We start from the raw sequence: 26,292 nt of genomic DNA, 5'->3' as shown, positions 1-26,292 counted from the left end.
GTTGGACTCTGGACTCGAATCGTGGTCGAGTCGGTGTTGCTTGTGACGGGGCGCGGTATTCTCGCCTCGCTAACGCCAGTCCGGCCGGCCGAGTCCGCGGGGGAACTCGACGATGATCTCAGTGGTGCTCGCCGAGGACATGCACATGGTGCGCGGTGCTCTGGTGGCGCTGCTCGACATCGAGAAGGACATCGAGATCGTCGCCGAGATCGATTCCGGCAGCGCCATCCTGCCGGCCGTCCTGGCGCACCGTCCCGACGTCGCCGTCATCGACATCGACCTGCCGGGCGTGGACGGGCTGACCGCGGCCGCCGAGGTGTACGAGAAGCTGCCGGCCTGCCGCACCCTGATCCTCACCAGCCTGGGCCAGCCCGGCAATCTGCGCCGCGCCCTGGAGGCCCACGTCTCGGGATTCCTGCTCAAGGACGCGCCGCCGAGCAAGCTGGCCGACGCCATCCGCCGGATACGCGCGGGGGAGCGGGTCATCGACCCCGAACTGGCCCTGGACGCCTGGTCGGCCCGGGAGAACCCGCTCACCGCGCGGGAGACCGAAGTGCTGCGGCTGGCGGCCGAGGGCGCCGAGGCCGCCGACATCGCCGGGCGGCTCTTCCTGTCCGTGGGAACCGTGCGCAACTACCTGACGGCCATTGTCATCAAGCTGGGGGCCCGAAACCGGGTGGACGCTCTGCGGATCGCCCGGGAGCAGGGCTGGCTGTAGCCGCACCGGAGGCCGCCGCCGCCCGGGCCGTCCCGTGCGTCCCGTCCGGCGTGCGCTCCGCGCACCGGACGGGCCCGGCCTCCCGGCCCGCCGGACGGCCCACGGCCGGCGGCGGGATGCGCGCCTCCAGCCGGAAGCAGCCGTCCTCCCGCAGACCGGCCCGCAGGGTGCCGCCGATCGCGTCCACCCGCGCGGCCAGATTGCCGAGTCCGCTGCCCCCCTCGTCGTCCGGGCGTGGCGTCGTGGGGTCACGCGGGTCGGGCAGTGGCTGCACGCCGTCGTTGACCAGCCGCAGCACCGCGCAGTCCGCGTCGCCGCACACCGTGATCTGGCAGCGGCGCACCTTGCTGTGCCGCAGGATGTTGGTGACGCCCTCCCGCAGCACCGTGGCCAGCACCGTGCCCACCGTCTCCGGGACGCTCTCCAGCGTCGAGTCGACCTCCGCGTCGATCCCGGCGGCCTCGAAGACGGAGACGGCCGAGGAGATCTCGGCGGGCAGCGAGATGTTCCGGTAGCTGCGCGCCACCGAGCGGACATCGGCCAGCGCCTGCCGGGAGATCTCCAGCACATGCGCCACCTCGCCCTGGGCGCGCGGCGGATCGGCGTCCACCAGCCGGTGCGCCAGCTCGCTGCGCAGGGTGATCGCCGACAGGCTGTAGCCCAGCAGGTCGTGCAGGTCCCGGGCGAAGCGCAGCCGCTCCTCCTCCACCGCAAGCCGGGCGATCTCCTGTTGCGCCGCGCGCAGTTGGTGGACGATCTCGGACAGCTTGGTCAGCCCGTAGACCACGGCGCACGTCGTCAGCGCGGACACCCCGTTGTAGGCCACCCGCAGCGGTGCCCAGCCCGAGAACCCGGTGACGGCCAGGACGCTGGCCACACACGCGGCCACCCCCAGCCAGGACCAGGGCGGCCGCAGGGTGAGCAGCAGCGATCCCGCCAGCAGCCCCGGCAACCCGACCCAGGCCGTGCCCATCAGCAGCATCGGCAGGAAGGTGCAGACGATCTGCACGCCCAGCACCCAGAACTGGTAGGTGCGGTGCAGCCGCATGCCCCGCTGGGTGGTGCGGGCCACCTGGGTGCAGAACATCACCGCGATCGCCGCCCCGCCGACCAGGATCTGCATCGGCGACCCGCCGACGGTCAGCAGGTGCAGCACCGCGGCACCCAGGATTCCGGCCATGGCGACGATGAAGACCACCAGCACGATCCGGGGCGCCATCGCGGCGTCGACCCCGTAGGCGAGTGGCTGCCGCGTGCCGTTGCGTTGCCGATGTAAAGAGATGCGGTTTCCCCCTGAGCTCACTCGCGCTCTCCCCTCGCCCCGCCGAAGGTGTGCACAGCATAGGCGAGGGGATCGGGTGCCACCATCGGCTGGACGAACACCGGAACGCGGCTAGACGAACACCGGGATGGGGTTCAGCTCCTCGTAGGCGACCGGCTCGGCGCGGCGTCCGAGCCGGACCGGTACGTCGTAGAGCCTCCCCGGTGCGAAGCGTGCCCAGAAGTGCCGCAGTCCGGGCACCAGCACCTTCACCACCGGGATGCCCAGGTCGGGCCGCGTCTGGTCCAGCACCAGCAGCTCCATCCCGTGCCGGCCCAGCAGCCCGACCGCGTCCTCCACGTCCTCGCGCAGATCGGCGCGGGGCGTGTAGCCGAAGTCGGCGGCCCCCAGGGTGCGGGCCTCCGGGTCCGGTGCCAGATAGGGCTGGTCGGCGAGGGTGCGCCGGGTGCACCAGTCGCGGAAGACCGGGTCCTCGAAACTGTTCCGGGTGTCCAGCACCGCGGGCAGCATCTGTGTCATTTCGGTCAGCGCCCGGCGCAGCGCCAGGGCCGGGTCCGGGTGGCAGCCGAAGCCGAACACGAGGTCCTCGCGCTCCTCCGGCCCCTTCCCGCCGAGGCGGCGGGCGCGCCGGGAGACCGCGCACATCACCGGGATCCCCAGGTCCGAGGTCACATCCAGGACCCAGAACTCCCGGCCGAGCGCGGCGTAGGAGGCGCGCATCCGAGCGATCCACTCCTCGCCGAAGGACTCCGGGTCCACCTGCGGCTGGAGGGTGCGGTTGTACCACCACAGGGCCACCGCGTCGCGCTCCACCAGCTCGTAGAAGCCCTGCAGGACGGCGTCCTCCAGGCTGCTGCCCGCCGCGTTGCCGTTGGAGTCGGCCCGCACCGGCTCCGGATCGCCTGCCCGCCGCGGGGTGGCGAAGTAGAGCATCGCGGTCGGCAGCAGCCGGTGCCGCCGCTCGGTCAGCGACCACACGGGCGTCCAGTCGACCACCGCGTTCTCGTCGAACGGGTCGCAGACGAACTGGAACGGCGAGTGCAGTGCGTTCCACTCCCGCCGGCGGGCGAACTGCCGCTCGTCGTACAGCTGGAGGGTGTTGGGGTGCACCGCGGCGCCGCCCAGCTCGGTGTAGCGTCCCGGGATCCGCTCCTCGTCCCCCTGGAAGGTGCCGGAGTACCTCTCCAGCGCCTCGCACAGCGCCCCGACCTTCGCGTCGAGTTCGGTGACGCCCTTGCCGGCGCTGTGGCTGCGCAGCGCCGAGCGCAGCGTGTGCACCCCGTCGCCGAGCAGCGCCGGATTGCTGCCGGACACGAAGGCGTTGAGGTCCTCCGGGCAGCGCGGGTCGCGGTTGAGCAGCCGCACCACCCCGGTGACCTCGCTCACCAGGTGTTCGTGCCGCCGCAGCATCTCCCGTGCGGAAACCGACCGGTGGCCGCCTCCGGTGGGCACCTTGGGGCGGGAGCGGAGCACCACGGGTTGCCGTGCCCGGGCCGCGACCAGCGTCGGATCGCCGCAGACCGGGCACTGCGGGCGGCGCTCCACCGGATGGTGTCTCCCCTCGCCGCGCAGGCTGTCCAGGGTCCACACCGACGACTGCCGGCCGTCCCGGAAGCCGCCCAGCCAGGTCGCCGCCTGCAGGGCCAGCAGGTGGAGGGCGCTGGCCCGGCTGGCGGCGATGTGCGCGCGCGGCGGGGTGACCGGCGCCGAGAGGCCCAGCGCACGGCCCACGTAGCTGTGCGCGGAGCGGTGGTGGCGCAGCCGGTGGTGCAGGCAGTGCCAGCAGGCGCCGGCGCCCGGCTGGAAGATCGGGCCGAGCCACGGCTGGACGCCGGAGGGCTTGGCCAGCAGCCAGGGCCGGCCGGTGCGGCGCTGGGCCGCGTCGATGTCGGCCAGCGCGGGGGAGAGGTAGTCCTCGCACAGCACCACGGTGAGGGTGTGCGCGTCGGCCTCGCCCGGCCGGGCCGGTGCGATCCCGGCCGCCCGGAAGGCGTCCCGGGCGGCCCGCAGGTCCTCGTCGCCGCCGACGGTCAGCAACCGGACCCGGCCGGCGGACAGTTCGGCGTCGGCCCGCGTCCCGTCGAGTCCGGCGGACTCCCAGAACGCGGAGGTGGCGTCGGAGTGCCCGGGGCCGCCGGCGGCCGGGCCGCCCGGCCCGGGCACCGCGGCGAAGTCGGCGACCAGGTCGGCCTCCGCCAACTGCCCCAGGATGCTGCCGAGCTGGCCGGGCGAGAGCACCCCGCGGGTCTCCCGGGCCAACTGGGCCAGGTCCCGGCTGCCGTCGAGCAGCGGTGCCAGGGCGGCCATCGCCGCGCCTTCCACGGCGGTGACCCCCTGTTCGGAGACGAGGTAGGTGGCGTCGCCGGGTACGACGGCGGGCCGCAGGTGTTTGCGGAACCCCGGTCTCGGTGGTGTGGTGCCGGTCTCCATTCCGTCTCCCCCGTTCGATCGGCTCGGTCGCGGTTCAGCGTGTCGATGCCGCGGGGGAGACCGGAACGGTGGCCGGTGCCGGCTCGTTCGGCGGTGCGTAGGTCCAGCTCGAGCAGTCGGTGGTGTGACCGACGGTGTCGCGCGGGTTGAGGCTGGTGATCGTCACCTCGCTGCCCAGTCCGGCGGGCAGGGCGGGAACGGGTGTCGCCGCGTCGGTGGCGATCCCGAACTCGGCCAGCACGCCGTGCGGCTCCACCGCGTAGCGCAGCGCGAGGGCGTGGTCGAGGCAGCATTGCGCGGTCAGTTCGGCGAAGCGCCAGTCCTGGTCGACGGAGTGCGCGGCCCCCGGCGTGCGGGGTGCGGTGACCTTGGCGAGCGCGTGACCTGACATCGTGGTCTCCCGTCTGGAGAGAGAGGAACCCATGGCCCCCCGTGGACTCATGGGGCGACGCGGTGCTGTGGGGAGTGGCCCGATCGTGAGGGTCCGATGCGCAGGACAGCAGTGTGAGCGGCCCCCGGGACTCAGACCAGTGGAGGCTTCACGACCCGCCATGTGAAAAACTCATGCCCGGTTCCGCCGGATATCCGCGCCAAGATCGTGAGTTACTCACTGTCGCACGGCGCGTACGGATGCGATTCTCCCAACCGTACGCAGTGACCGAAGCAGCGACACCCACCAGCGGGAACCGCCAACGGGGAGGCCCGGATGCGCATCAGGGTACTGGGAACTCTGCACGCCGAGACGGCGGGCGCCTCGATCGCGCCGAGCGCGGCCAAGCCGCGGCAGATCCTGGCTCTGCTCGCGCTCCACAGCCGGCACATCGTGCCGGTGTCCGACCTCATGGAGGAGGTCTGGGGCGCCGGGCCCCCGCGCAGCGCCCCCACCACGCTCCAGACCTACATCCTGCAACTGCGCCGCAGGCTCCGCGCGGCGCTCGGCGACCAGGGCACGCTGCCCGCGGTCGGCGCCGCGCCGCGCGATCCGCTCGGGCCCGGGGACAAGCACATCCTCGCCACCCGGCACGGCGGCTACCAGCTGGAGATCGCCGACGCCGATGTCGACGCGCTGCAGTTCGCGCAGCTCACCCGCAACGGGCACGCGGCCTACGAGGCCGGGGACATGGTCAAGGCGGCGCGGCTGCTGGACGAGGCACTCGGGTTGTGGCGCGGTCCCGCGCTCGCCGACCTGCCGCACGGCAAGCACCTCGCCATCGAGGCCACCCGGCTGGAGGAGAGCAGGCTGGGTGCGCTGGAGCGGCGGATCGACGCGGATCTGCGGCTGGGGCGGCACCGCGAGGTGCTGGGCGAGCTGTGCGCCCTGCGCGGCCGCTACCCGCTCTACGAGAACCTGCACGCGCTGCTCATGGTCGCTTTCCATCAGGACGGCCGCTCCTCCGACGCGCTGGTCGCCTTCCGGCGGCTGCGCGCCACCCTCGTGGAGGAGCTGGGCCTGGAGCCCTCGCCCCGGATCGACCGCCTGCACCAGGCCATTCTCCGGGGCGAGGACGCACTGGCCGCCTGGCGCGGCGCCGAGGCCGGCGCGGCGGCGGGCCTCGCGGGGTAGGGGCCCTCCCAGGGCCGGTTCCACCCCGCTTCAAGCTGTCGTCCAGCGTCGGTCGTGAACATCTGGCCCTCGACGACCGGCCCCGTCATCGGGACGGGGGAAGGGGGGAGGGATGAACGCGTATCTCGCGGCACCTCCCGAACCACGCACGACGCACGCCTCGCCCGCCTCCGGACGGGAGCTCGCCGACGGCGGACTGCGGCTGTTCTGCTTCCACCACGCGGGCGCCGGCGCGCTCACCTTCGCGCGCTGGCGCCGCGGGTTCGACCCGAGTGTGTGCGTGCTGCCCGTCCGGCTCCCCGGCCGGGAGACCCGGCTGCGTGAGCCGCGCATCACCGAGGCGTCCGTGCTGCTGGACGAACTCGACGCGCAGCTCGGCCCGCTGCTGGACCAGCCCTACGCACTCTACGGGCACAGCCTCGGCGCGCTGGTGGCCTACCGCTTCGCGCAGCGGATTCGCCGCGCGGGCCGGGCGGCGCCGGTGCTGGTCGGGCTGGGAGCCTGCCCGCCGCCGCACCTGCCGACCCCGCTGACCGACCAGCACGACCTGCCCGACACGGCGCTGCTGGCCGCGCTGAACCGGTACGGCACGCTGCCCCCGTACATGTTCGAGCGTCCGGACTGGCTGCGCACCCTGCTCTCCACGATGCGCGACGACCTGCGGCTCGCCGCCAGCCTGCGCGCGCTCGACGGCGCGGCGGACCCGGACTGGGACGCCCCGCTCGACTGTCCCCTGCACGTGTTCGCCGGCACCGGGGACGAGGCGGCTCCGGCCGCCGCCGTCGCCGAGTGGCGCCGCTGGGCGAGCGGCCCGTTCGTGCAGCACCCGGTCCCCGGAGGCCACTTCTTCGTACGCGACACCGTCCTGCCCGAGCTGCTGGCGGCACAACTGCGCCGCAACGGCCCGAAGCAGTGCGCCGCACCACTGCCCGATCCGTCCACCTAGTCCGAAGCAGTCCGAGAACGCACCCGAAGGGAGCGAGAGATGGACATCAGTGTGCTGGGACCCTGCCGGGTCGTCCAGTCGGGGGTCTCCGTCGTCCCGACCGCGGTCAAACCGAGAAAGGTGCTGGCCCTGCTGGCGCTCTACCCGGACCAAGTGGTCTCCGTCGCCTCCCTGGTGGAGGAACTGTGGGGGGAGGCCCCGCCGCGCAGCGTGCAGACCACGCTCCAGACGTATGTGCTGCAGCTGCGCAACCTCATCGCGGCCGCCCTGGGCGACCGGCACCACCCCGATCTGCCGCACGGCGCCAAGAGCGTGCTGATCACCGAGTCCGGCGGCTATCTGCTCGACACCCAGGGCGGAATGGTCGACGTCTGCGAGTTCGAGCGGCTCTCCGGCGCGGGACACCGGGCGCTGGAGGCCGGCGACTTCGTCGGCGCCTCCGCCTCCTTCCGCCGGGCCCTGGAGCTGTGGCGCGGCCCCGCGCTGGTGGACGTGCAGTGCGGTCCGCTGCTGGAGATCGAGGCGACCCGGCTCGAGGAATCCCGGCTGGGCATCCTCAACCAGCGCATCGAGGTCGACCTCAGCCTGGGCCGGCACCACGAGCTGGTGGGCGAACTCTCCGGACTCGCCGCCCAGCATCCGCTGCACGAAGGGGTCCAGGCGCAGCTCATGCTCGCGCTCTACCGTTCGGGCAGACGCGGCAACGCGCTGGAGGTCTACCAGCGGCTGCGCGGCGTCCTCTCCCGCGAGCTGGGCCTGGATCCCTCACCCGACCTGCAACGTCTCCAGTGCGCCGTGCTCGACTCCTCGGTCGAACTGGAGCTGACCGGCGCCGCCCGCGACGCGGCCTTCAGCGGCAGCGGGGGGCCGCTGAGGGCGCTGCGCGGCGGCTGACGGTCTCAGCCTGACGTCTCCCGGCCCGCCAGCACGGCGTCGGCCGGGAGGCCGGTCGGGAGGCGGGAGGGGCCGGCACCGGACGCCGGGAGGGCGAGTGCCGGGAAGCTGACCCGGCACCCGCCCGGCCGCCCGGCGAACAGCAGCGGGCTGAGCACCGGAGCGGCCGCGCGCACGGCCCGCGGGGCGGCCGTGCCGTCGCTCAGCTCCACCGGGTGGGGCGCCGGTCGCACATATTCCTGCACCACGCTGTCGCCGAGGCCGAAGGCGCGCCGTACCGCCGCCGCCCAGACCGCCGGCTCCGTCGCGTGGCCGGCCAGGACCGGCCCGCTTCCCGCGACCGCCCGCTTGAGCACGAACCGTTCGGGTTCCTCGAGCACCAGGCCCGGCAGGTCCCGTTCGGTCCCGTGCCAGGTGGTGCGCCCGGCCAGGGTGATCCGGGTCCACGGCAGCCGGCGTTCCACCAGCGCCCGCTCGCCCCGGGTCATCCAGGGCAGCCCTTCGGAGACCAGTGCGAGGGCCCGCTTGTCGGCCAGCAGCGCGCTGCTCGGCTGCGGCAGCAGCAGGCCCGCACGGTACGCCTTCGGCAGGGCGGCGGCTCCGCCGGCCGTCGTGGGCGCGCCGCCGAACAGGCCCAGCGCGTAGCTCCGCCGGTCCGGTCCGTCCCGGGCGCCGGTGCCGGGCAGCAGGTCGGCGATGAAGCCGTGCGCCCGCAGCTCGCGCAGTTCGTCGGGGTGGAAGCCGGGGCCGATGAGGGCCACCGTGCGCGGCAGTCCCCGGCGTGCGCACAGGTCGGCGAGCGCGGCGGCGCGTACGGTCCGCGGATCGTGCCCGAACAGCGGTCCCTCCGGCGGTGCGGCCGCGGCGCGCTGCCAGGCGCGGGTGAGCACCCCCGTCTCCCGGTGACTGCCGAGTGTTCCGCCGGTGTCCAGGCCCAGCAGTCGCGGCCCGCCCGTCCCGACCAGGAAGTCGGCACCGGCCAGCAGGGCACAGCACTCGGTCTCCACCGTCTCCAGCCCCGAGTGCGGGGGATGGTCGGCGGGGTCGGCGCCGAGTGCGACGAGCCGTTCGGGCCAGGTGGGTCCGAGCGCCAGCACCGCCCGGCGCACCAGCGTCAGCAACGTCGCCGCGGTCTCGAAGAGCTCGTCGTAGCGGCCGCGCGGCAGCACGAACGGCCGTGCGGGCAGCGGCCCCTGCGCGGGGAGGCCGGCGGCGGCCCGCCCGACGCGCACGGCCTCGCCGGGCACCATGGCGGCCGGCCCACCGCCGGGCCCACCGGCGCCGGGCGGGATCCCGGCGCCCGTCACCACGACCGCCCACGGTCGTCGAGCGCCCCGGTCAGTACGGCGTGCAGTTCGTCCGCGGAGTCCGCGTACCGGGCCAGTGGGCCGGGTACCGGGGCGCGGTCCGCGGCGCTGTGCGCAGCGGTGCGGTGCACCACCACCTCCGGAGCGGCCGGCAGGCCGCGCTCGGCCGCGTTCAGGGCCCCGGTCAGCGCCATCACCAGCGACCAGTCGGCCAACCGGGCCGGGTCGGCGGGCAGCGCGACACCGGCCGGGGCCAGCAGGGCGCGCAGGGACGGATAGCGGGCCAGGCACTCGTAGCGGGAGACGACGATCCCGGTACCCCCGTGGGCGCGCAGCAGCGCGCTCACCTCCGGTGCCGTGCCGGGCGCCCGGGTGAAGAAGGCGGGTTCCACGACCTCCTCGGGGTGGTGCGCTGTACGGGGGAAGTGCGGGTCGGGGGTGCCCGAAGCCTGGTGGTACAGGCCGCGCGCCGCGTCGTACCGGTACCGGGGCGCGCCCTCCAGGGAGCACGAGCCGGTCAGCAGCCGGAGCACCAGCCCGCAGGTGCGCGGCTGCTGCACCAGCAGCGGACGCGGCCCCGCCGCGTCGGCCGCGCCGTCCGCCGCCAGGACGCTGCCCGCGCGGTGCCCCAGCGCCGCGGATCCGGTGTCGGCGGTCTGCGCGTGCACCCGGCCCGCCGCGGGCGCCGCGCCCAGCGCGTCCCGCTCCACGAACGCGCGCAGTGCGGCCGCTGCCCGGTGCTCGACGGGGTCGCGGATGTACCACAGTGCGGTTCCCGTCCCGGTGTGCAGTGCCCGGGCGTGCGCCCGGCAGTAGGCGGCGGCCAGTTCGTGCACCGAGCCCGGCTCCGCACCGTGGTGGACGACCAGGGGGTTGCGCCGCCGCAGCTCCGGGTGGCGGGCCAGCGGCGAGTCGGCCACCCGGTGCCGGGCGGCGGCGGGCACCAGCGCGATCACCCGCACCTGGTCCGGCTGGGCCAGCCCGTACCGGTGGGTGCGCAGCAGCGCCTCGCGCAGCGCGCTCGCCAGGTTGCCGGACGACGGCGCGAGCAGCGCGATCCGCCGGCCGGTCCGCCGCGTGTGCTGCACGGCCCGCGCGATGAGCAGCAGCGCCGCGTCCGGCTGCGCCGTGCGGCCCTCGGAGGCGGTGCAGTGGTCGAACAACTGCCAGCGGACGCCCCGATGGTCGGGCAGCCGGGTGACCCGCGTCCCGGCCGCTGCCAGATAGCCGCGCAGCGGGCCGTCGAGGGCCGGGAGTTCGGCGTACGGCACGAAGCCGGCCGGGTCCCGCCCGTCGCCGGGGCCCGGCCCGGCCGGCCGCCGGTGCGCGGAGCGCACCAGGGCGCGGACGGTGTCCCAGTGGTCGGTCAGCGGCTGCCCCTCCCAGGGCGCGGTCTCCCCGGGCGGTTCCGCGGATCGGATGCGGGCGGCGGGTCCGGTGCGGGCGGTCAGCGTCATGGACGGGTCCCCTCCTGGTCCGGCCGCCCGGTCCGAGGCGGCCCTCTCGACACCCCGCCTCCGAACCCCCTACGCTGAAATCACCCTCACAGAGCTGACATACACGAAATCGGTGATTCCTCGGAAATGCGGCGGTGAGCCGCAGGGAAAGGTAACCCGGCGGGGTCGAGTGCCGGTTGAAGCAACCGGTGGGAGCGGACCCGCCCGTGCCCGAGGAGTCCTCCATGACCCAGCCCGTCATGCCCGTGCTGGAATCCGTCACCCGCCCGTGGCCCGACCTGGAGGCGGTGCACGAGCGGGCCACCGGCGCGGCAGCCGCGCTGCTCGACGGCCGCGCCGAACTGCTGGCGGCCCTGACCCGGCTCGCCACCTGCGCCAGTGCCCGCGACGAACTGCTGCGCTCGCTCCGCACGGTGGCCGGGGCGCCGTGGGAGCTGGCCCGTACCGGAGTGCCGCAGCTCTCCCGGGTCTCCGTCGTGCTCCCGCAGGACACCGCGCTCTACTCCTACGTGCGCCACTGCCTGGTGCCCGCGCTCTACTGCGACGAGGTCGTCGTCCGGCCCACGCCCCGGATCCGGGAGACGGCCCTGGAGGTGCACCGGACCGTCAGCCGCGGCCTCGACCCCGCGCTGGCCGCCCGGATCCGGTTCACCGACGCCGCGCAGCACGACTTCACGCCCGTCTGCGCGGAGTCCGACGCCGTCGTCTTCACCGGATCCGCCACGGCGGGCGGGAAGCTGATGACCGAGATCGGCGACGGTCCGCTCTTCCTGCTGTCAGGGCCCGCGCCCAACCCGCTGGTGGTCGGCCCGCGGGCCGATCCGGATGCCGCCTGCCGGGCGGTGCTGCGCGCCCGGCTCTACAACTCCGGGCAGCACCGGCTCTGCCCCGACGTGCTGTTCGTCCACCGGCTGCGGCTGGACGCGCTGGTCGACCGGTTGCGCGCCGAACTGTCCGTACTGACGGTGGGCGCCCGTGGCTGGCCCGACGCCGTGCTCACCGCCCTCACCTACGGAGAGGCCGTGGAGGGCGCCGACCGTTTCCTGACCGAGCACGCCGACCGGGTGGTGGCCGGGGGCCGGACGGAGCCGGAGCGGATGCAGGTCGAGCCCTCCCTGCTGGTGTTCGACGAGGACCCCGACTTCCATCCGCCCGCCCTCTCCGGGCCGCTCTTCTGCGTCGTCCCCTACGAGGACCCGGAGATGCTGCGCTGCTGGGCCCGGCACCCCCTGGAGCTGGAGCGCGGGATGTACGCGGCGGTCCTCGGCGAGCCGCGGCTGACCGGACGGACCCTGGGCACGGCCGTCGTGCTGCGCGACGCCACCCCTTTCGACACCGAGGACGGCAATCTGCCCTGCGGCGGATACGGCGCGCACGCCAGCGGTGTCCGCCGGGAGGGCCGGACGGTCGGCAGGCCGCTGCTGCTCTCCCAGGAGGCGGCCCTGCGGAACACGGTGATCACCGGTCCGCTGCGCTGACCGCGCCGGACCGGCCCCGGCAGCGCGGGACGTGGAAAGCGAGGGGGCGGGCGGCGCACCGGGGCCGCGGCGGGATTGAGCGGGGCTCCAGAGGCCGCTGGCACGCTGCCCGCCAGGCCCGCCGACCGACCGGGACGGGCTGCTCCACACCTTCCCCAAGGAGGCCGACGGTGGCACACCGGACGCTCATAGTGGCGCGGATGGAGCCGGGCAGGGCCGACTCCATCGCCAGCATCTTCGAGGAGTCGGACGGGACCGAGCTGCCCCACATGGTGGGGGTCGCGCGGCGGACGCTCTTCAGCTTCCACGACCTGTACTTCCACCTCGTGGAGGCGGACGACGACATCACCCCCAACCTCTACCGCGCCCGCAGTCACCCTCTCTACGACGACATCAACACCCGCCTCGCGCAGTGCGTGTCGCCCTACGACCCGAACTGGAAGGAACCCAAGGACGCGATGGCGAACCCGTTCTACGTGTGGACGAAAGACGGAGGGAGGATCCAGTGAGCGATTTCACCCAGCGTGAGCTGGCCGAGAAGCTGCTGGAGTGCGCGGGCGAGGCCGAGGACGCGGACGTCTCCGACGAGGCGGTGCTGGACACCCCGTTCCTCGAACTGGGCTACGACTCGCTCGCGCTGCTCCAGGTGACCGGCGTCATCAAGCGCGAGTACGGCGTCGAACTGTCCGACGACGCCGTGGTGGAGGCCGAGACACCGCGGCTGCTGCTCAAGATGATCAATGCCAACCTGCCCGATGCGGTATGAGCGCCGCCGGTACGGCCACCGGTGTGCTGCCGGGGCCGGGGCTGGCCGGCAAGCGGGTCCTGGTCACCGGCGGCACCCGGGGCATCGGCCGGACCACGGCCCTGGCGTTCGCCGAGGCGGGCGCCCGGGTCGTCGTCGCCCACCGCACCACGGGTGACGACGCGCGCAGCCTGGCGGCCGCGCTGGCGGCCCGCGGAGCCGGACACCACCTGGTGGCCGCCGACGTCACCGACGGGCAGGACGCCACCCGGCTCGCCGAGGAGTGCCGCACGCACCTGGGCGGCCTGGACGTGCTCGTCAACAACGTCGGTGTCGACGGCCACAGCAAGTTCGCCGACCTGGACGAGGCCGAATGGCACCGGCTGATGAACTCCAACGTCACCTCCGCCTATCTGGTCACCCGGGCGGTGCACGAACTGCTGGCCGACGGCGCCTCGATCGTCAACGTCGGCGCGTCGGTGGCGCTGCGCGGGCGCCCGCTGGGCACCCACTACTCCGCCTCCAAGGCGGCGCTGGTGGGCTTCGGCCGGGCGCTGAGCAAGGAGGTCGGCGACCGGGGGATCCGGGTCAACACCGTCGCGCCCGGCGTCACCGCGACCGAGGACGAGCCGGGCGCGGGGCTGCCCCCGCAGCTCGTCGAGCGCCTCGCCGGAATGACGGCGCTGGGCCGACTGGGCACCGCGGCGGACGTGGCCGGCGCGGTCCTCTACCTCGCGGGGGACACCGCCCGCTACGTCACCGGTGCCACGCTCACAGTCGATGGAGGAATCTGATGCCCTACGCGGCGATCACCTACCGGGTCAAGCCGGGGTACGAGGACGAGATCGCGGAGATCTTCGCCCACTTCAAGCGCGTCGACACACCCGACCTGGCCGGCGACGACGGCCAGGCGGCCGGACGGCTGCTGGGCACCGGCGTCTTCATCAAGGACGACGTGATGGTGCGCGTCATCCACTACGAGGGCGACTTCGCCGCCGTCGGCGCCCACATGGCCCGGCAGAAAGGCGTCCACGTCCTGGAGGAGAAGCTCCAGCCCTACCTCGCCGAGCCGCGCGACACGGCCTCTCCCGAGGCGTTCGCGGCCTACTTCCGCGACGCCACGATGCGGTCCGTCGCGCAGCTGACGGTGGACACGCACCCCGCCGGGAGCTGACCCGATGAGGGTGGACGCTGTCCTCGGGGTGGCCGTTCTCCTCGGCAGCGGCGTCACGGCGGGGGTCCTCTTCGCCGTGGCGCTCAGCGTCCTGCCGGCGCTGTTCGCCATGGAGACCGGCACCTACGTGCACGCCCACAAGCTGCTGGGCCGCAACTGGGACCCGACGATGCCGGTCGTCGTCCTCACCTCCACGGGGCTCGCCGTCGCGCTGGCCCTGATCGCCGACGACGGCGCGGCCCGGGGGCTGTTCGCCGCCGCCGCGGTCCTGCTGCTGGGCGTCTCCGCCGTCTCCCACCTGTGCAACGTCCCCATCAACCGCCGGGTCAAGGCGGTGGCCGACCCGCGGGTGCTGCCCGCTGACTGGGAGGACCCGCGGCCGCTGTGGCGCCGCTGGCATCTGCTGCGCACCGTACTGGCGGTGGCGGCGCTGCTGCTGAACGCGGTGGCGGTGACGGCGCTGTGACCTCCGGCCGCGGCCGGGCCCGCCGGGCCGCGGCCTCCCGCGTCCTGGGCCGCGGCCCGCCCGGTGGCTCCGCGCCGGGCTCCCGTCCGGCGCCGGAACACGCAGCGCCCCGGACCTCGGTCCGGGGCGCTGCGTGCGTACTGCGGGTGCCGCGGGGGCTGGGCGGCCCCCCGGGGAGTGCCGTCAGCGGACGATCTCCATCTGGCCCATCATGCCCATCTGTGCGTGGCTGAGCATGTGGCAGTGGTACATGTACAGCCCCGTGTGCTCGGTGAAGCGCACCTGGATCCGCACCGACTCGCCCGGGGGCACCGCGACCACGTCCTTCAGTCCGGCCTCGCCGGCCGCGGGCGGCTTCCCGTTCCGGTCCAGGATCCGGAACGCGTCCAGGTGCGGATGCATCGAGTGCGGGATGCCCAGCTCGCCGTCGCCGTTGACGATCTTCCAGGTCTCGGCGACATCGAGCCGGGGCCGGATGTCCACCCGGTGCATGTCGAACGGCTCGCCGTTGATCAGGTGTTGGCCGGTCTTCGGATCGAAGGCCATGACGAACTCCCGCTCGACGGCGGAGGTCCCCAGGTCCGGCACCGGCCGCAGCGTTTCGGGCACCTCGCTGGGGTCGCCGGCCCGGCGGACCACGTCGAACCGCATCACCTCCGGTGCCTCGCCCTCGTAGGGGTGCGCGTTGGCGAGCACCAGCCGGCGGCCCACCCCGTGGCGGGCGAAGTCGACGACGATCTCCTGCCGCTCGCCCGGCCACAGTTGCAGCATCCGGGTGGGGACGGGCGCGGGGAGCAGCCCCCCGTCGGTCCCGATATGGGTGAACTCCTCACCCTCGCCCAGCTGGAGACTGAAGACCCGCTCGTTGGAGGTGTTGATCAGCCGCAGCCGGTACTTGCGCGCCGCCACCTCGAAGTAGGGCCGGGGCCGTCCGTTGACCAGGACCGTGTGCCGTTCCCTGAAACCGTGCAGGTCCCACACCAGGGCCCCGTCGTCCGCGAACTGCGCGTCGCGCAGCTGCAGCGCCACATCGTAGCGGCCCTTGGGCAGCGGGAGGTGCCGCTCGAACTCGTCGGTCAGGAGGTAGGTGGCCGCCAGCCCGCGGTAGATGTTCTCCGCGTGCTGTTCGTGCGAGTGGTCGTGCAGCCACAGCGTCGCCGCGTCCTGCTCGTTCGGGTAGCGGAAGAGCCGCCGCTCGCCGGGTTCGAGCTGGTACATGGGGTGCCCGTCGTAGCGCTGCGGAGTGTGCCCGCCGTGCAGGTGCATCGAGAAGGGCACGTCCATCCGGTTGACCTGCTCGACGAGCACGGGCCTGCCCCGCTCGGCCATGATCAGCGGGCTGATCCGGCCGTTGAAGGAGCGGATCCGGGTCGTGGTGCCCGGCAGCAGGCCGACGTCCGCCTCCCGGGGCGTGAGCCGGTAGAAGTCATGGCCCGCCAGGCGCAGCGGGCGGATCGGCCGTTGCACCTCCAGCGGCACCGTGAACGGAGACCCGGCCGAAGGTGCCTTCCCGGCAGCCCGGCCGCGAAGGCGTGGGGCCGCGGCGTGCGCCCCGGCGGCGAGACCGCCCGGTGCGGCCGCCGCCACTCCGGCCGCGGTGGCGGCCCGGAGCAGGTTTCTGCGTGTGGGCACGGAGAGTTCCTCCCGTTGTACGTCTCGTACGTCTCGTACGTCGTGTGGGCCGCATGCGGGCCGAAGCAGGTCCCGGGCGGCCGGGTCAGGCGGCGGGGAGGTCCCGGACCGACATCTGCGCCATGCAGGTCAGCAGGGAGCGGCGGAACGTGGCGACGAAGCCCTCGACGGTGTCGGTCGTACGGGGCCGGGACAGGTAGGGGGCCAGCTTCTCCTCCACCTCCCGCACCCCGGGCTGGGTGGCCATGTGGCGGGCGACGGCGTCCAGGTCGCCCTCGTACTCGATGACCCGCACCATCGTGGCGTCCCGGATGAAGACCGCGGTCGACAGGATGCGCGCGGTCTCGCCGCCCGCGCCGTCCCGCACGACGGGTGAGCTCACCCGCCGGAAGTTGCCGAAGATCTCCGAGATCTCCTTCTCGTAACCCGCCTTGATGTCGTAGGTGATGGCGGCGAACGGCATGGGCTGCTCCTCGCAGGTCGCGGACGCGGGGGTCCCCCCGCGGGCGCCATCTCGCCGCACCGCGCTCGCCGGTGGCTCGAGGGCCCCTCGCACCCCGGCGGCACCCGCGCGCGGCTTTGCCGCTGCGTCCCCGCGCGGCTCCGCCGCGTCGACGCCGGTTCGAGCGGCCGTCTAGGCCCGGCTGCGACGGTGCACCGCGCTGCGGACCCGCGGGACGCCGGGGGCGAGACACCGGCCGCCAGGCGGAACACCAGCCCATGACAGCCGATGAGGAGGCGGGGTCAGTGACCACCGAGATCACGCGCACCGTCCGGGTGCACGCCGACGACGTCGAGGCCAGCACCCGGCGCGGCGGCGACATCAGGACCACGCTCAGCCCGAAGACCACGGGATGCACCAGCGGATTCGGCGGGGTGCTGAACCTGGCGCCGGGCGAGCACGTCACCGAGCACTACCACCCCTACTCCGAGGAGTTCCTGCACGTCGTCACCGGACGTCTGGAGATGACGATGGACGGGCAGGTCGTGCAGCTCGGGCCGGGCGACTCGCTGCTGGTGCCCATCGGGGTCCGCCACCGGCTGGTGAACACCGGCACCGAGAGCGCGCACGCCGCCTTCCACCTCTCGCCGCTGGCGCCCCGCCCCGACCTGGGCCATGTGGACACCGAGCAGGTGGCCCGGCCCCAGCAGCCCAACCCGTCGGTCGGCGGTGCCTCGTGACCACCGGGGCAGCCGCCGCCCGCCGTGCGGTGGTCACCGGGGTCGGCGTGGTCGCGCCCGGCGGAGTGGGCCGGGAGGCGTTCTGGAAGCTGCTGTCCGACGGGCGCACCGCCACCCGCCGGATCTCCCTGTTCGACCCGGCCGGCTTCCGCTCCCGGATGGCGGCCGAGGCCGACTTCGACCCGGTGGCCGCCGGACTGGACGCGCGGCAGATCCGGCGGATGGACCGGGCGGCCCAGTTCGCCGTCGTCAGCGCCCGGGAGGCCGTCGAGGACAGCGGATTCGACTTCGCCGCCGCCGACCCGGCCCGCACCGGGGTGAGCATCGGCAGCGCCGTGGGCTGCACCATGGGGCTGGAGGAGGAGTACGTCCTGCTCAGCGATGCCGGGAAGCACTGGCTGGTCGACCACACCTACGGGATGCCGCATCTGTACGGCTACATGGTGCCCTCCACCCTCGCCGTGGAGGTCGCCTGGGAGGTCGCCGCCGAGGGGCCGGTCGCGCTGATCTCGACCGGCTGCACCTCGGGCCTGGACTCCATCGGGCACGGCGTGCAGCTCATCGAGGAGGGCAGCTCCGACGTGGTGCTGGCCGGGGCGACGGACGCGCCGCTCTCCCCGATCACCTCCGCCTGCTTCGACGCCATCAAGGCCACCTCACCCAACAACGACGACCCCGAGCACGCCTCCCGCCCCTTCGACGCGCAGCGGGACGGCTTCGTCCTGGGCGAGGGTGCCGCCGTGCTCGTCCTGGAGGAGAAGGCGGCGGCCGAGGCGCGCGGGGCGCGCGTCTACGGGGAGATCGTCGGCTACGCGGGCCGCAGCAACGCCTTCCACATGACCGGGCTGAAGGCGAACGGACGCGAGATGGCCGAGGCCATCCGGGTCTGCCTGGACCGGGCCCGGCTCGACCCGACCGCCGTCGACTACATCAACGCGCACGGCTCCGGCACCAAGCAGAACGACCGGCACGAGACGGCCGCCTTCAAGCGCAGCCTCGGGGAGCACGCCTACCGGATCCCGGTCAGCTCCATCAAGTCCATGGTGGGCCACTCGCTGGGCGCCATCGGCTCGATCGAGGTGGCGGCCTGCGCGCTGGCGCTCGACCGGCAGGTCGTGCCGCCCACCGCCAACCTGCACCACCCCGACCCCGAGTGCGACCTGGACTACGTCCCCCGGACCGCACGCGAGCACCCGATGGACGTGGTGCTCAGCGTCGGCAGCGGGTTCGGCGGCTTCCAGAGCGCCACCGTGCTGGCCCGGCCCGGAGTCGTCGACCGCCAGGGGGGCCACCAGGGGAAGGGGAGAGCGGCATGACACCACCGACCGCCACCACCGAGGCGCCCGTCTCGGCGACCGGCGTCACCACCCCGGTCCGCGCCCCCGTGGTCACCGGGCTCGGCGTGCTGGCGCCCACCGGCATCGGCATCGAGGAGCACTGGAGCGCGGTGCTGGCCGGCCGCTCCGCCATCGACCGGATCACCCTGTTCGACCCGGCGCCCTACCCGGTGAAGCTGGCCGGCCAGGTGCCCGGGTTCGTGGCCAAGGAGCAGGTGCCCAGCCGGCTCATCTCGCAGACCGACCGCTGGACCCACCTGGGACTGGCCGCCGCCGAGGCCGCCATCGCCGACGCCGGGGTCGTCCCCGCCGAACTGCCCGAGTACGAGATGGCCGTGGTCACCTCCAGTTCCTCGGGCGGCACCGAGTTCGGCCAGCACGAGATGGAGAACCTCTACCAGCACGCCCCCGACTGGGTGGGCGCCTACCAGTCCATCGCGTGGTTCTACGCGGCCACCACCGGCCAGATCTCCATCCGGCACGGGCTGCGCGGACCCTGCGGGGTGCTGTGCTGCGAACAGGCCGGCGGGCTGGATGCGATCGGCCAGGCCCGGCGGCTGATCCGCACCGGCGCCAAGCTGGTGATGACGGGCGGCACCGACGCCTCGCTCTGCCCCTACGGGCTGACAGCGCAGCTGACCACCGGGCAGCTGTCCACCGTGCAGGACCCGGCGCGTGCCTATCTGCCCTTCGACGCCGAAGCGTCGGGATACCTGCCCGGCGAGGGCGGAGCGCTGCTCGTCGTCGAGGACGCCGCCGCGGCCGAGGCCCGCGGCGCCGGACCCGGCTACGGCCGGGTGCTGGGCTACGCCGCCGCGTTCGACCCGCCGCCGGGCTCCGACCGCCGACCCGTGCTGGCCCGCACCGTGCGCTCCGCACTCGCGGACGCCGGACTGGACGCGGCCGCGGTGGACGTGGTCTTCGCCGACGCGCTCGGTGTCCCGGAGGCCGACCGCGCCGAAGCCACCGCACTGGCCGAGGTGTTCGGACCGCGCGGGGTGCCGGTGACCGCGCCCAAGACGCTGACCGGACGGCTCTACGGCGGAGGCGCGGCACTGGACGCCGCCACCGCGCTGCTGGCGTTGCGCGACCAGGTCGTCCCGCATACCGCGGGCCCGGCGGCACCCGCGTCCGGATACGAGATCGACCTGGTGCTCGGCGAGCCCCGCCGGGCCGAACTGCGTACCGCGCTGGTGGTCGCGCGCGGCCACGGCGGGTTCAACGCGGCGCTCGTGCTGGGCCATCCGCAGCAGAACGTGCCGGGACACAACGAGAAGTGAGGAGGGACCGCCATGGCGGGCCACACCGACAACAGCATCGTCATCGACGCGCCGATGGACCTGGTCTGGGACATGACGAACGACCTCAGGTCCTGGACGCAGCTCTACAGCGAGTACGCGGCTGTCGAGGTGCTGGAGGAGAAGGACGTGGACGGCGGCCGGGAGTACCTCTTCCGGCTCACCATGCACCCTGACGAGAACGGCAACGTCTGGAGCTGGGTCTCCAAGCGGGTCGTCGACCCCGCGGCGCGCCAGGTGCGGGCCCACCGGGTGGAGACCGGGCCCTTCGAGTACATGAACATCTACTGGGAGTACCTGCCCGAGGGTGACGGCGTGCGGATGCGCTGGGTGCAGGACTTCCACATGAAGGACGCCGCACCCGTCACCGACGAGGGCATGACCGAGCGCCTCAACCGCAACACCCCGGTGCAGATGAACCTCATCAAGGGGAAAGTCGAGAAGGCGGCGGAGGCGGCGAAGGCGGGGTCCGGGGCGAAGAAGGCAGCGGCGGAGCGGAAGTGATCGCCTACCTCGCACCGCTCGTCGTCCTGCTCAACGGGCTGGCCGCCGGCGTGCTGTTCGGCACCCAGCTCGGCGGCTGGCCGCTGCTGGCGGCGCTGCCCGCCGACCGGTATGTGCACGCGCACGCCTTCTTCGCCACCCGCTACGACCCGGCCATGCCGATCTGCCTGCTCGGCACCCTCGCGGGGGACGGGTGGCTGCTGGCGGCCAGTCCGCACGCGGCGGCCCGCGGCCTGTTCGCGGCGGCCGCCGTCCTGGCGGCCGCCACCGTCGTCATCTCGCTCACCAAGAACGTCCCGGTCAACCGATGGGTGCGCACGCTCGACCCGGACAACCTGCCCGCCGACTTCGCCGAGCGGGACCCGCGGTGGCGCTGGGGCGCCTGGAACCAGCGCCGCAGCGCGCTGACCGTCCTCGCCCTGGTCGCCAACTGCGCCGCGCTCACGCTGCTGCTCTGACATCCCACCGTCCGACCCGTTCAAGGAGGAACCCATGGATCTCGGCCTCAAGGGCAAGAAGGCCCTGGTCACCGGAGGCACCAGGGGAGTGGGGCGGGGCGTCGCGCTCGCCCTGGCCGAGGCCGGCGCCGACGTGCTGACCTGCTACCGGAACGAGAGCGAGGCCGTGGCCTCGCTGGAGGCCGCGCTCAAGGAGACCGACGGCGACCACCACGTGGTCTGCGCCGACGTCTCCGACCCCGACAGCGTCAGTGCGCTGATCGACGAGGCCCGCACCCGCTGGGGCCGCCTCGACCTGGTGGTCAACAACGCCGGTGCCATCAGCCACATCCCCTACACCGAACTGCCGCTGGACGAGTGGCGGCGCATCGTCGACACCAACCTCACCGGCGTCCACCTCGTCATCCAGGCCGCGCTGCCGCTGCTGGACGAGGGCGCCTCGGTGGTCAGCATCGGCTCCAAGGCCGTCGAGGCGGGCATCCCGCTGCGCTCCCACTACACCGCGACCAAGGCGGCCCTGGTCGGCCTGAACCGCTCGCTGGCCAAGGAGTTCGGCAGCAAGGGCATCCGCTTCAACGTCGTCGCACTCGGCGTCATCGAGACCGAGAACCTGCACAAGATGCCCGAGGAACAGCAGAAACTCATGATCGAGCGGTACAGCGCCAAGACCGCGCTGGGCCGGCTCGGCACCCCCGACGAGGTCGCCGGCGCGATCCTGTGGCTGGCCAGCGACCTCTCCCGTTATGTGACCGGCGCCACCATCGGCGTGGACGGAGGGATTTCCTGATGAGCACGGAAGCCAGGACCGAGGGACAGTTCCGGGTGCTGCTGCGGATGCAGATCAACCCCGGTATGGAGGCCGACTTCGAGAAGACCTGGCGGGGCAGCACCGAGGCCGTCACCGGCCACCCCGCCTGCCTGGGCCAGTGGCTGTCCAAGTCGGCCGACGAGGAGTCCACCTACTACATCGTCAGTGACTGGGTGGACGAGCCCGGGTTCCGCGAGTTCGAGACCAGCGACGCGCATCTCGCCCACCGCGAGCGGCTGCACCCCTTCCGCTCCCAGGGCTCCTTCAACACGATGACCGTCGTCGCCCACGTACCGGGCAAGGCGGGCACGGATGCCCACTGAGGTCCGCGTACTGGTGTATCAGGCGGCCTACGACGACGAGCAGCTGGCCGCGGTGCGCGCCGCCTACCACCGGGTCAGCAAGCGGATGGCGGAGGTGCCCGGGATGCTCGGCAACGAGCTGCTGCGCTCCCCCGCCGACCCGACCGCGCTCGTCGTCGTCAGCCGCTGGTCGGACACGGCGGCCTTCCGGGCCTGGGAGGAGGGCGCCGGGCACAAGGACGACACGGCGCCGCTGCGCCCCTACCGGGACACCCGCCTGCACGTCCCGTTCGGCATCTACGAGGTAGAAGCCACCTACTGACCGCCGCGCGCCGCCGCGAACGCAAGGGACACCCATGACAACTTCCACCGCGCCCACCGGCGCGCCGCCGACGGAACAGCCTTCCTGGGTCTCGTGCACCAACTGCCGCTCCCTCGTCTACGGAAAGCGGTACACGCGGCTGCTGCACGTGTGCCCCGAGTGCGGAGCGCACGCCCGCCTGGACGCGCCCGCGCGGATAGCGCAGCTCTTCGACGAGGGCAGCGTCCAGCACCTCGAGGTCCCCGCGACCCAGCACAATCCCCTCGACTTCGTGGACCAGCGCCCCTACGCCGAACGGCTCCAGCAGGCCCGTCACCGCACGGGCCGGCAGGACGCGGTCCTGGCGGTGCGGGGCCGGATCGAGGGGCGCCCGCTGACCGCCGCCGTCATGGACTTCCGCTTCTTCGGCGGCAGCCTGGGCGTCGCGGCGGGCGAGGCGGTCACCACCGCCGCCGAGCACGCGCTGCGGGACCGCACCCCGCTGCTGCTGGTCACCGCGTCCGGCGGGGCCCGGATGCAGGAGGGGGCGCTGTCCCTGATGCAGATGGCCAAGACCAGCAACGCACTGGCCCAGTTGGACGAGGCCGGGCTGCTGACCGTCACCCTGGTCACCGACCCCACCTACGGCGGGGTCGCCGCGTCCTTCGCCACACTCTCGGACGTGGTGGTCGCCGAGCCCGGCGCCCGGATGGGGTTCGCCGGGCCGCGCGTCATCGAACAGACCATCCGGCAGCAACTGCCCGCCGGGTTCCAGACCGCCGAGTTCCTGCGCGAGCGCGGGCTGGTGGACGACGTGTGGGAGCGGGGCGAGCTGCGCGCGCGACTCGCCCGGCTGCTGACCGTCACCGACCGTCCGGCGGCGGCCTGGGGGAGCGGCGAGGAGGATCCGGTGGTCCGCGACAGCCAGTTGCTGGACCAGCTGCCCGCCTGGGACTGCGTCCAGCTCGCCCGCGAGTCCGGGCGGCCCACCGCGCTGGAGCACATCGGCTTCTGGCTCGACGGCTTCGTCGAACTGCACGGCGACCGGGCGGGCGAGGAGTGCCCGGCGATCGTCGGCGGGATCGGCTGCCTGGACGGCCTGCCGGTGATGGTCGTGGGGCACCAGAAGGGCCACACCACCGCCGAGCTGGTCGGCCGGAACTTCGGCATGCCCTCGCCCGCCGGCTACCGCAAGGCGGGCCGGCTGATGCGGCTGGCGGCCAAACTGGGGCTTCCCGTCATCACCCTGATCGACACCCCGGGCGCCTACCCGGGGCTGACCGCCGAGGAGAGGGGCCAGTCCGGCGCCATCGCCGAGAACCTGCGGCTGATGGGGTCGCTGCCGGTGCCCGTCGTCGCCGTCGTCACGGGGGAGGGCGGCAGCGGCGGGGCGCTCGCGCTGGGCGTCGCCGACCGGGTGCTGATCTGCGCCAACGCGACCTACTCGGTGATCAGTCCGGAAGGCTGCGCGGCCATCCTCTGGAAGAACGCCGCGGAGGCCGCCGTCGCCGCCGACGAGTTGGCGCTGGACGCGGCCTCGCTGTTGCGGCTCGGCGTGGTGGACGGGGTGATACCCGAACCCGAGGGCGGCGGCCACACGGACACCGCGGCGCTGAGCGACGCCGTGCGGCGCGCCGTCGTCGCGGCGCTCCGCGAGCTGCGGACCGGGCCGGACGCGGAGGGTACCGGGGCCGAGGGGGCCGGCCCGGTGCCCGCGCGGCGGCGCCGCTTCCGCTCCTTCGGCCTCGCGGACGGCTAGCGGTGTCCGGCGGGCCACTCGAACGCGCCGGGCACGACGGCCGGGACGGCTCCCTCGGACCCTGGCCGGGCGGCACCCTGCACCCTCCGCCGCCGTGGCCCGGCCCCATCGCGGCGCACACAGGTCGCAAGGCAACGTACTACCGAGAGGCACTCATGAGTGAACTCACCCAGGACAGTCCGCGCGCCCAGACCGACGATGCGCTCGCCGGCCTGGACTACGACAACAGCGGCCTGGCCCTGACCGACATCTGCCGGAGCATCGCCGAAGTGGTCCGCGTAGGGCCCGACAAACCCCGCCGGGTGCGGATCGCGCTCGGCGCCGCCAGCGTCGAGGTCGAGTGGGACAACGAACGGGCCCCCGCGGCGGCGCAGGCCGTGCTCGGTCCGCACGGCGATCCCGGCGCCGCGGGGGGCGCCGGGGAGGAGGTCCTGGAGGGGCACCGGGAGTGCGCGCCGCTCGTCGGCACCTTCTACGCCGCTCCCGCGCCCGGCGCACCCGCCTTCGTCCAGCCGGGTGACCATGTGGAGGAGGGCCAGCAGCTCGGCATCATCGAGGCGATGAAGCTGATGAACCCGCTGGCGGCCACCCGGCGTGGCCGCGTGGTGGAGGTGCTGGTCGGGGACGGCGAGCCCGTCGAGTACGGCGAGCCGCTGGTGCTGATCGACCCCGACGACACCGCTGCCGACGGCTCGGACGAGGGGGTGTGACGGTGGGATTCGGCACCGTCCTGGTGGCCAACCGGGGCGAGATCGCGATCCGTGTCATGCGGACCTGCCGCGAGTTGGGCATCCGCACCGTCGCCGTGCACTCGACGGCCGACCGGGACAGCAGCCATGTGCACGCGGCGGACGCCGCGGTGCAGATCGGGCCCGGGGCGCCCCGCAAGTCGTACCTCTCGGCGCCCGCCGTGGTCGAGGCGGCGCTGCGCACCGGCGCCGACGCGGTGCACCCGGGGTACGGATTCCTCTCCGAGGACCCGGACTTCGCGGAGATCTGCGCGGAGAACGGGCTGACCTTCATCGGGCCGCGTCCCGAGGTGCTGGCCAGGCTGGGCGACAAGGCCGTCGCCCGGTCTCTGATGACGGACGCGGGGCTGCCGGTGCTGCCCGGCAGCCCCGGCACCGTGGACAGCGCCGCCGAGGCGTCCGACCTGGCGTCCCGGATCGGTTATCCGCTCATCATCAAGGCCGCGGCCGGGGGCGGCGGGCGGGGGATGACCGTGGTGCGCGGCGCCTCCGACCTGCTGCCCGCCTACCGGCAGACGCGGGCGACCGCGCAGGCCGTCTTCGGCGACAACCGGGTCTACATGGAGCGGTACTGCGACAGCGCCCGCCATATCGAGGTGCAGGTGCTCGCCGACGGGCACGGCACCGTGCTGCACCTGGGCGAGCGGGACTGCTCGGTGCAGCGGCGGCACCAGAAGCTGGTCGAGGAGAGTCCCGGCCCGGGGCTGCACCCGCAGTTGCGCTCGGCCATGGCGCGTGCCGCGGTGCGCGGGGCCCGGGCCATCGGCTACACGGGCGCGGGGACCTTCGAGTTCCTCGTGCACGACGAGGGCTTCTCCTTCATGGAGATGAACTGCCGCATCCAGGTCGAACATCCGGTCACCGAGGCGGTGTACGGGGTCGATCTGGTAGCCGAGCAGATCCGGGTCGCCTCCGGGGAGGCGCTGCGGATGTCCCAGGAGGACCTGGTGCCGCGCGGCGTCGCGGTCGAGTGCCGGGTCAACGCGGAGGACCCGGCGCGGGACTTCGCGCCGGCGCCCGGCACCCTGGCGGAGTTCGTCCCGCCGGGCGGCCCGTTCGTGCGGGTGGACACCCACGGCCGGGCCGGGTGGAAGGTGCCGCCGCAGTACGACTCGCTGCTGGCGAAGGTGGTCTGCTGGGCGCCGGAGCGCGACGAGGCGCTGGACCGGATGGACCGGGCGCTGGCCGAGTTCCGGATCGCCGGACCGGGGGTGCACACGACCATCCCGCTGCTGCGCGAGATCGTCGCCGACCCGGTCTTCCGGGCCGGCCGGCACATCACCTCCTTCCTGGACACCCGCACCTGAGGTGTCGCGCCGCGGGTGTCTGACCGCGGATGCCGGAAGCCCCGGCCCCGTCGAACGGGGGCCGGGGCTTCCGGCGTGCTCCGGCCGCGGGAGCCGTGCCGGGGCTCTGCGGGGTACGGCCGGGCGGTGCGGCCCGCGGGTGCGGCCGCACGTGCCGTCCGGTGGCCCGGTGCGGCGGCCGCCGGGTGCGGCCG

The 26,292-nt window shown here is 73.8% G+C and carries 28 protein-coding genes; 21 read left to right on the top strand and 7 right to left on the bottom strand.

Features of this window, described 5'->3' with window-relative positions; all coding sequences use genetic code 11:
* Nucleotides 1–112 precede the first annotated feature (112 nt).
* Nucleotides 113–718, top strand: a complete 606-nt coding sequence (locus P2424_RS06410) for a response regulator transcription factor (RefSeq protein ID WP_276474812.1) — start codon at nucleotides 113–115, stop codon at nucleotides 716–718.
* Here P2424_RS06410 and P2424_RS06405 read toward each other — a convergent pair.
* The 3 genes from P2424_RS06405 to P2424_RS06395 form a co-directional block, all read right to left on the bottom strand.
* Nucleotides 654–2,021, bottom strand: a complete 1,368-nt coding sequence (locus P2424_RS06405) for a histidine kinase (protein WP_276474811.1) — start codon at nucleotides 2,019–2,021, stop codon at nucleotides 654–656. The two genes, P2424_RS06410 and P2424_RS06405, sit on opposite strands and share 65 nt — an antisense overlap.
* A 90-nt stretch (nucleotides 2,022–2,111) precedes the next feature.
* Nucleotides 2,112–4,430 carry a TOMM precursor leader peptide-binding protein gene (locus P2424_RS06400; RefSeq protein ID WP_276474810.1) on the bottom strand — a complete coding sequence of 773 codons (2,319 nt, stop codon included), beginning with the start codon at nucleotides 4,428–4,430 and terminating at the stop codon, nucleotides 2,112–2,114.
* A 34-nt stretch (nucleotides 4,431–4,464) separates the two neighbouring features.
* Nucleotides 4,465–4,821, bottom strand: coding sequence for a hypothetical protein (locus tag P2424_RS06395; RefSeq protein ID WP_276474809.1), 357 nt, complete (start codon nucleotides 4,819–4,821; stop codon nucleotides 4,465–4,467).
* A 315-nt stretch (nucleotides 4,822–5,136) separates the two neighbouring features.
* Here P2424_RS06395 and P2424_RS06390 point away from each other — a divergent pair, with 315 nt between their 5' ends.
* From P2424_RS06390 to P2424_RS06380, 3 genes are all read left to right on the top strand, one after another.
* Entirely contained in the window at nucleotides 5,137–5,994 is an 858-nt protein-coding gene (locus tag P2424_RS06390) for an AfsR/SARP family transcriptional regulator (RefSeq protein ID WP_276474808.1), read from the top strand.
* A 112-nt stretch (nucleotides 5,995–6,106) separates the two neighbouring features.
* A complete protein-coding gene (locus tag P2424_RS06385) occupies nucleotides 6,107–6,940 on the top strand; it encodes a thioesterase domain-containing protein (protein WP_276474807.1) in 834 nt (277 codons plus the stop codon).
* A 39-nt stretch (nucleotides 6,941–6,979) separates the two neighbouring features.
* Nucleotides 6,980–7,834, top strand: a complete 855-nt coding sequence (locus P2424_RS06380; RefSeq protein ID WP_276474806.1) for an AfsR/SARP family transcriptional regulator — start codon at nucleotides 6,980–6,982, stop codon at nucleotides 7,832–7,834.
* Nucleotides 7,835–7,839: 5 nt separating this feature from the next.
* Here P2424_RS06380 and P2424_RS06375 read toward each other — a convergent pair whose 3' ends face one another.
* A complete protein-coding gene (locus P2424_RS06375; protein WP_276474805.1) occupies nucleotides 7,840–9,144 on the bottom strand; it encodes a hypothetical protein in 1,305 nt (434 codons plus the stop codon).
* Entirely contained in the window at nucleotides 9,138–10,598 is a 1,461-nt protein-coding gene (locus P2424_RS06370; protein ID WP_276474804.1) for a DUF6002 family protein, read from the bottom strand. The genes P2424_RS06375 and P2424_RS06370 overlap by 7 nt, the downstream gene beginning before the upstream one ends.
* A gap of 224 nt (nucleotides 10,599–10,822) precedes the next feature.
* Here P2424_RS06370 and P2424_RS06365 point away from each other — a divergent pair, with 224 nt between their 5' ends.
* The 6 genes from P2424_RS06365 (at nucleotide 10,823) to P2424_RS06340 (ending at nucleotide 14,461) form a co-directional block, all read left to right on the top strand.
* Entirely contained in the window at nucleotides 10,823–12,076 is a 1,254-nt protein-coding gene (locus P2424_RS06365) for an aldehyde dehydrogenase family protein (RefSeq protein WP_276474803.1), read from the top strand.
* Nucleotides 12,077–12,246: 170 nt separating this feature from the next.
* The gene (locus P2424_RS06360; protein WP_276474802.1) at nucleotides 12,247–12,585 is read left to right on the top strand and encodes a TcmI family type II polyketide cyclase; all 339 of its coding nucleotides are present in this window, start codon (nucleotides 12,247–12,249) and stop codon (nucleotides 12,583–12,585) included.
* A complete protein-coding gene (locus P2424_RS06355) occupies nucleotides 12,582–12,842 on the top strand; it encodes an acyl carrier protein (protein WP_276474801.1) in 261 nt (86 codons plus the stop codon). Before P2424_RS06360 ends, P2424_RS06355 begins: the two co-directional genes overlap by 4 nt.
* Entirely contained in the window at nucleotides 12,839–13,615 is a 777-nt protein-coding gene (locus P2424_RS06350; protein WP_276474800.1) for an SDR family oxidoreductase, read from the top strand. Before P2424_RS06355 ends, P2424_RS06350 begins: the two co-directional genes overlap by 4 nt.
* Nucleotides 13,615–13,995, top strand: a complete 381-nt coding sequence (locus tag P2424_RS06345) for a SchA/CurD-like domain-containing protein (RefSeq protein WP_276474799.1) — start codon at nucleotides 13,615–13,617, stop codon at nucleotides 13,993–13,995. The genes P2424_RS06350 and P2424_RS06345 overlap by 1 nt, the downstream gene beginning before the upstream one ends.
* Nucleotides 13,996–13,999: 4 nt before the next feature.
* Nucleotides 14,000–14,461 (top strand): anthrone oxygenase family protein, encoded by a 462-nt coding sequence (locus tag P2424_RS06340; RefSeq protein WP_276474798.1) that lies wholly within the window; start codon nucleotides 14,000–14,002, stop codon nucleotides 14,459–14,461.
* A gap of 183 nt (nucleotides 14,462–14,644) precedes the next feature.
* On the opposite strand, the gene P2424_RS06335 is transcribed toward P2424_RS06340, so the two are convergent.
* A complete protein-coding gene (locus P2424_RS06335; RefSeq protein WP_276474797.1) occupies nucleotides 14,645–16,093 on the bottom strand; it encodes a multicopper oxidase family protein in 1,449 nt (482 codons plus the stop codon).
* Between the two features lie 85 nt (nucleotides 16,094–16,178).
* Entirely contained in the window at nucleotides 16,179–16,556 is a 378-nt protein-coding gene (locus tag P2424_RS06330) for a SchA/CurD-like domain-containing protein (RefSeq protein ID WP_276474796.1), read from the bottom strand.
* Between the two features lie 284 nt (nucleotides 16,557–16,840).
* Here P2424_RS06330 and P2424_RS06325 point away from each other — a divergent pair, with 284 nt between their 5' ends.
* The 11 genes from P2424_RS06325 (at nucleotide 16,841) to P2424_RS06275 (ending at nucleotide 26,098) form a co-directional block, all read left to right on the top strand.
* Nucleotides 16,841–17,275 (top strand): cupin domain-containing protein, encoded by a 435-nt coding sequence (locus P2424_RS06325; RefSeq protein ID WP_276474795.1) that lies wholly within the window; start codon nucleotides 16,841–16,843, stop codon nucleotides 17,273–17,275.
* Nucleotides 17,272–18,591, top strand: coding sequence for a beta-ketoacyl-[acyl-carrier-protein] synthase family protein (locus P2424_RS06320; protein WP_276474794.1), 1,320 nt, complete (start codon nucleotides 17,272–17,274; stop codon nucleotides 18,589–18,591). The genes P2424_RS06325 and P2424_RS06320 overlap by 4 nt, the downstream gene beginning before the upstream one ends.
* Nucleotides 18,588–19,892 carry a ketosynthase chain-length factor gene (locus P2424_RS06315; RefSeq protein WP_276474793.1) on the top strand — a complete coding sequence of 435 codons (1,305 nt, stop codon included), beginning with the start codon at nucleotides 18,588–18,590 and terminating at the stop codon, nucleotides 19,890–19,892. Before P2424_RS06320 ends, P2424_RS06315 begins: the two co-directional genes overlap by 4 nt.
* Nucleotides 19,893–19,904: 12 nt before the next feature.
* Nucleotides 19,905–20,414, top strand: a complete 510-nt coding sequence (locus P2424_RS06310) for an SRPBCC family protein (protein WP_276474792.1) — start codon at nucleotides 19,905–19,907, stop codon at nucleotides 20,412–20,414.
* Nucleotides 20,411–20,872, top strand: a complete 462-nt coding sequence (locus P2424_RS06305; protein ID WP_074998187.1) for an anthrone oxygenase family protein — start codon at nucleotides 20,411–20,413, stop codon at nucleotides 20,870–20,872. Before P2424_RS06310 ends, P2424_RS06305 begins: the two co-directional genes overlap by 4 nt.
* Nucleotides 20,873–20,906: 34 nt before the next feature.
* Complete coding sequence (locus P2424_RS06300; RefSeq protein WP_276474791.1) at nucleotides 20,907–21,659, top strand: SDR family oxidoreductase; 753 nt, start codon at nucleotides 20,907–20,909, stop codon at nucleotides 21,657–21,659.
* On the top strand, nucleotides 21,659–22,003 hold the full coding sequence (locus tag P2424_RS06295) for an antibiotic biosynthesis monooxygenase family protein (RefSeq protein WP_019358446.1): 345 nt from the start codon (nucleotides 21,659–21,661) through the stop codon (nucleotides 22,001–22,003). The genes P2424_RS06300 and P2424_RS06295 overlap by 1 nt, the downstream gene beginning before the upstream one ends.
* The gene (locus P2424_RS06290) at nucleotides 21,993–22,304 is read left to right on the top strand and encodes an antibiotic biosynthesis monooxygenase family protein (protein ID WP_276474790.1); all 312 of its coding nucleotides are present in this window, start codon (nucleotides 21,993–21,995) and stop codon (nucleotides 22,302–22,304) included. Before P2424_RS06295 ends, P2424_RS06290 begins: the two co-directional genes overlap by 11 nt.
* A 34-nt stretch (nucleotides 22,305–22,338) precedes the next feature.
* Entirely contained in the window at nucleotides 22,339–24,042 is a 1,704-nt protein-coding gene (gene accD / locus P2424_RS06285) for an acetyl-CoA carboxylase, carboxyltransferase subunit beta (protein ID WP_276474789.1), read from the top strand.
* Between the two features lie 155 nt (nucleotides 24,043–24,197).
* Nucleotides 24,198–24,752, top strand: a complete 555-nt coding sequence (locus tag P2424_RS06280; RefSeq protein ID WP_276474788.1) for an acetyl-CoA carboxylase biotin carboxyl carrier protein subunit — start codon at nucleotides 24,198–24,200, stop codon at nucleotides 24,750–24,752.
* Nucleotides 24,753–24,754: 2 nt separating this feature from the next.
* A complete protein-coding gene (locus P2424_RS06275) occupies nucleotides 24,755–26,098 on the top strand; it encodes an acetyl-CoA carboxylase biotin carboxylase subunit (protein WP_276474787.1) in 1,344 nt (447 codons plus the stop codon).
* Nucleotides 26,099–26,292: the final 194 nt, after the last annotated feature.

This window comes from Streptomyces sp. WMMB303, from assembly GCF_029351045.1.
Taxonomy (GTDB): domain Bacteria; phylum Actinomycetota; class Actinomycetes; order Streptomycetales; family Streptomycetaceae; genus Streptomyces.
This window is presented reverse-complemented; position numbering and strand designations above follow the sequence as displayed.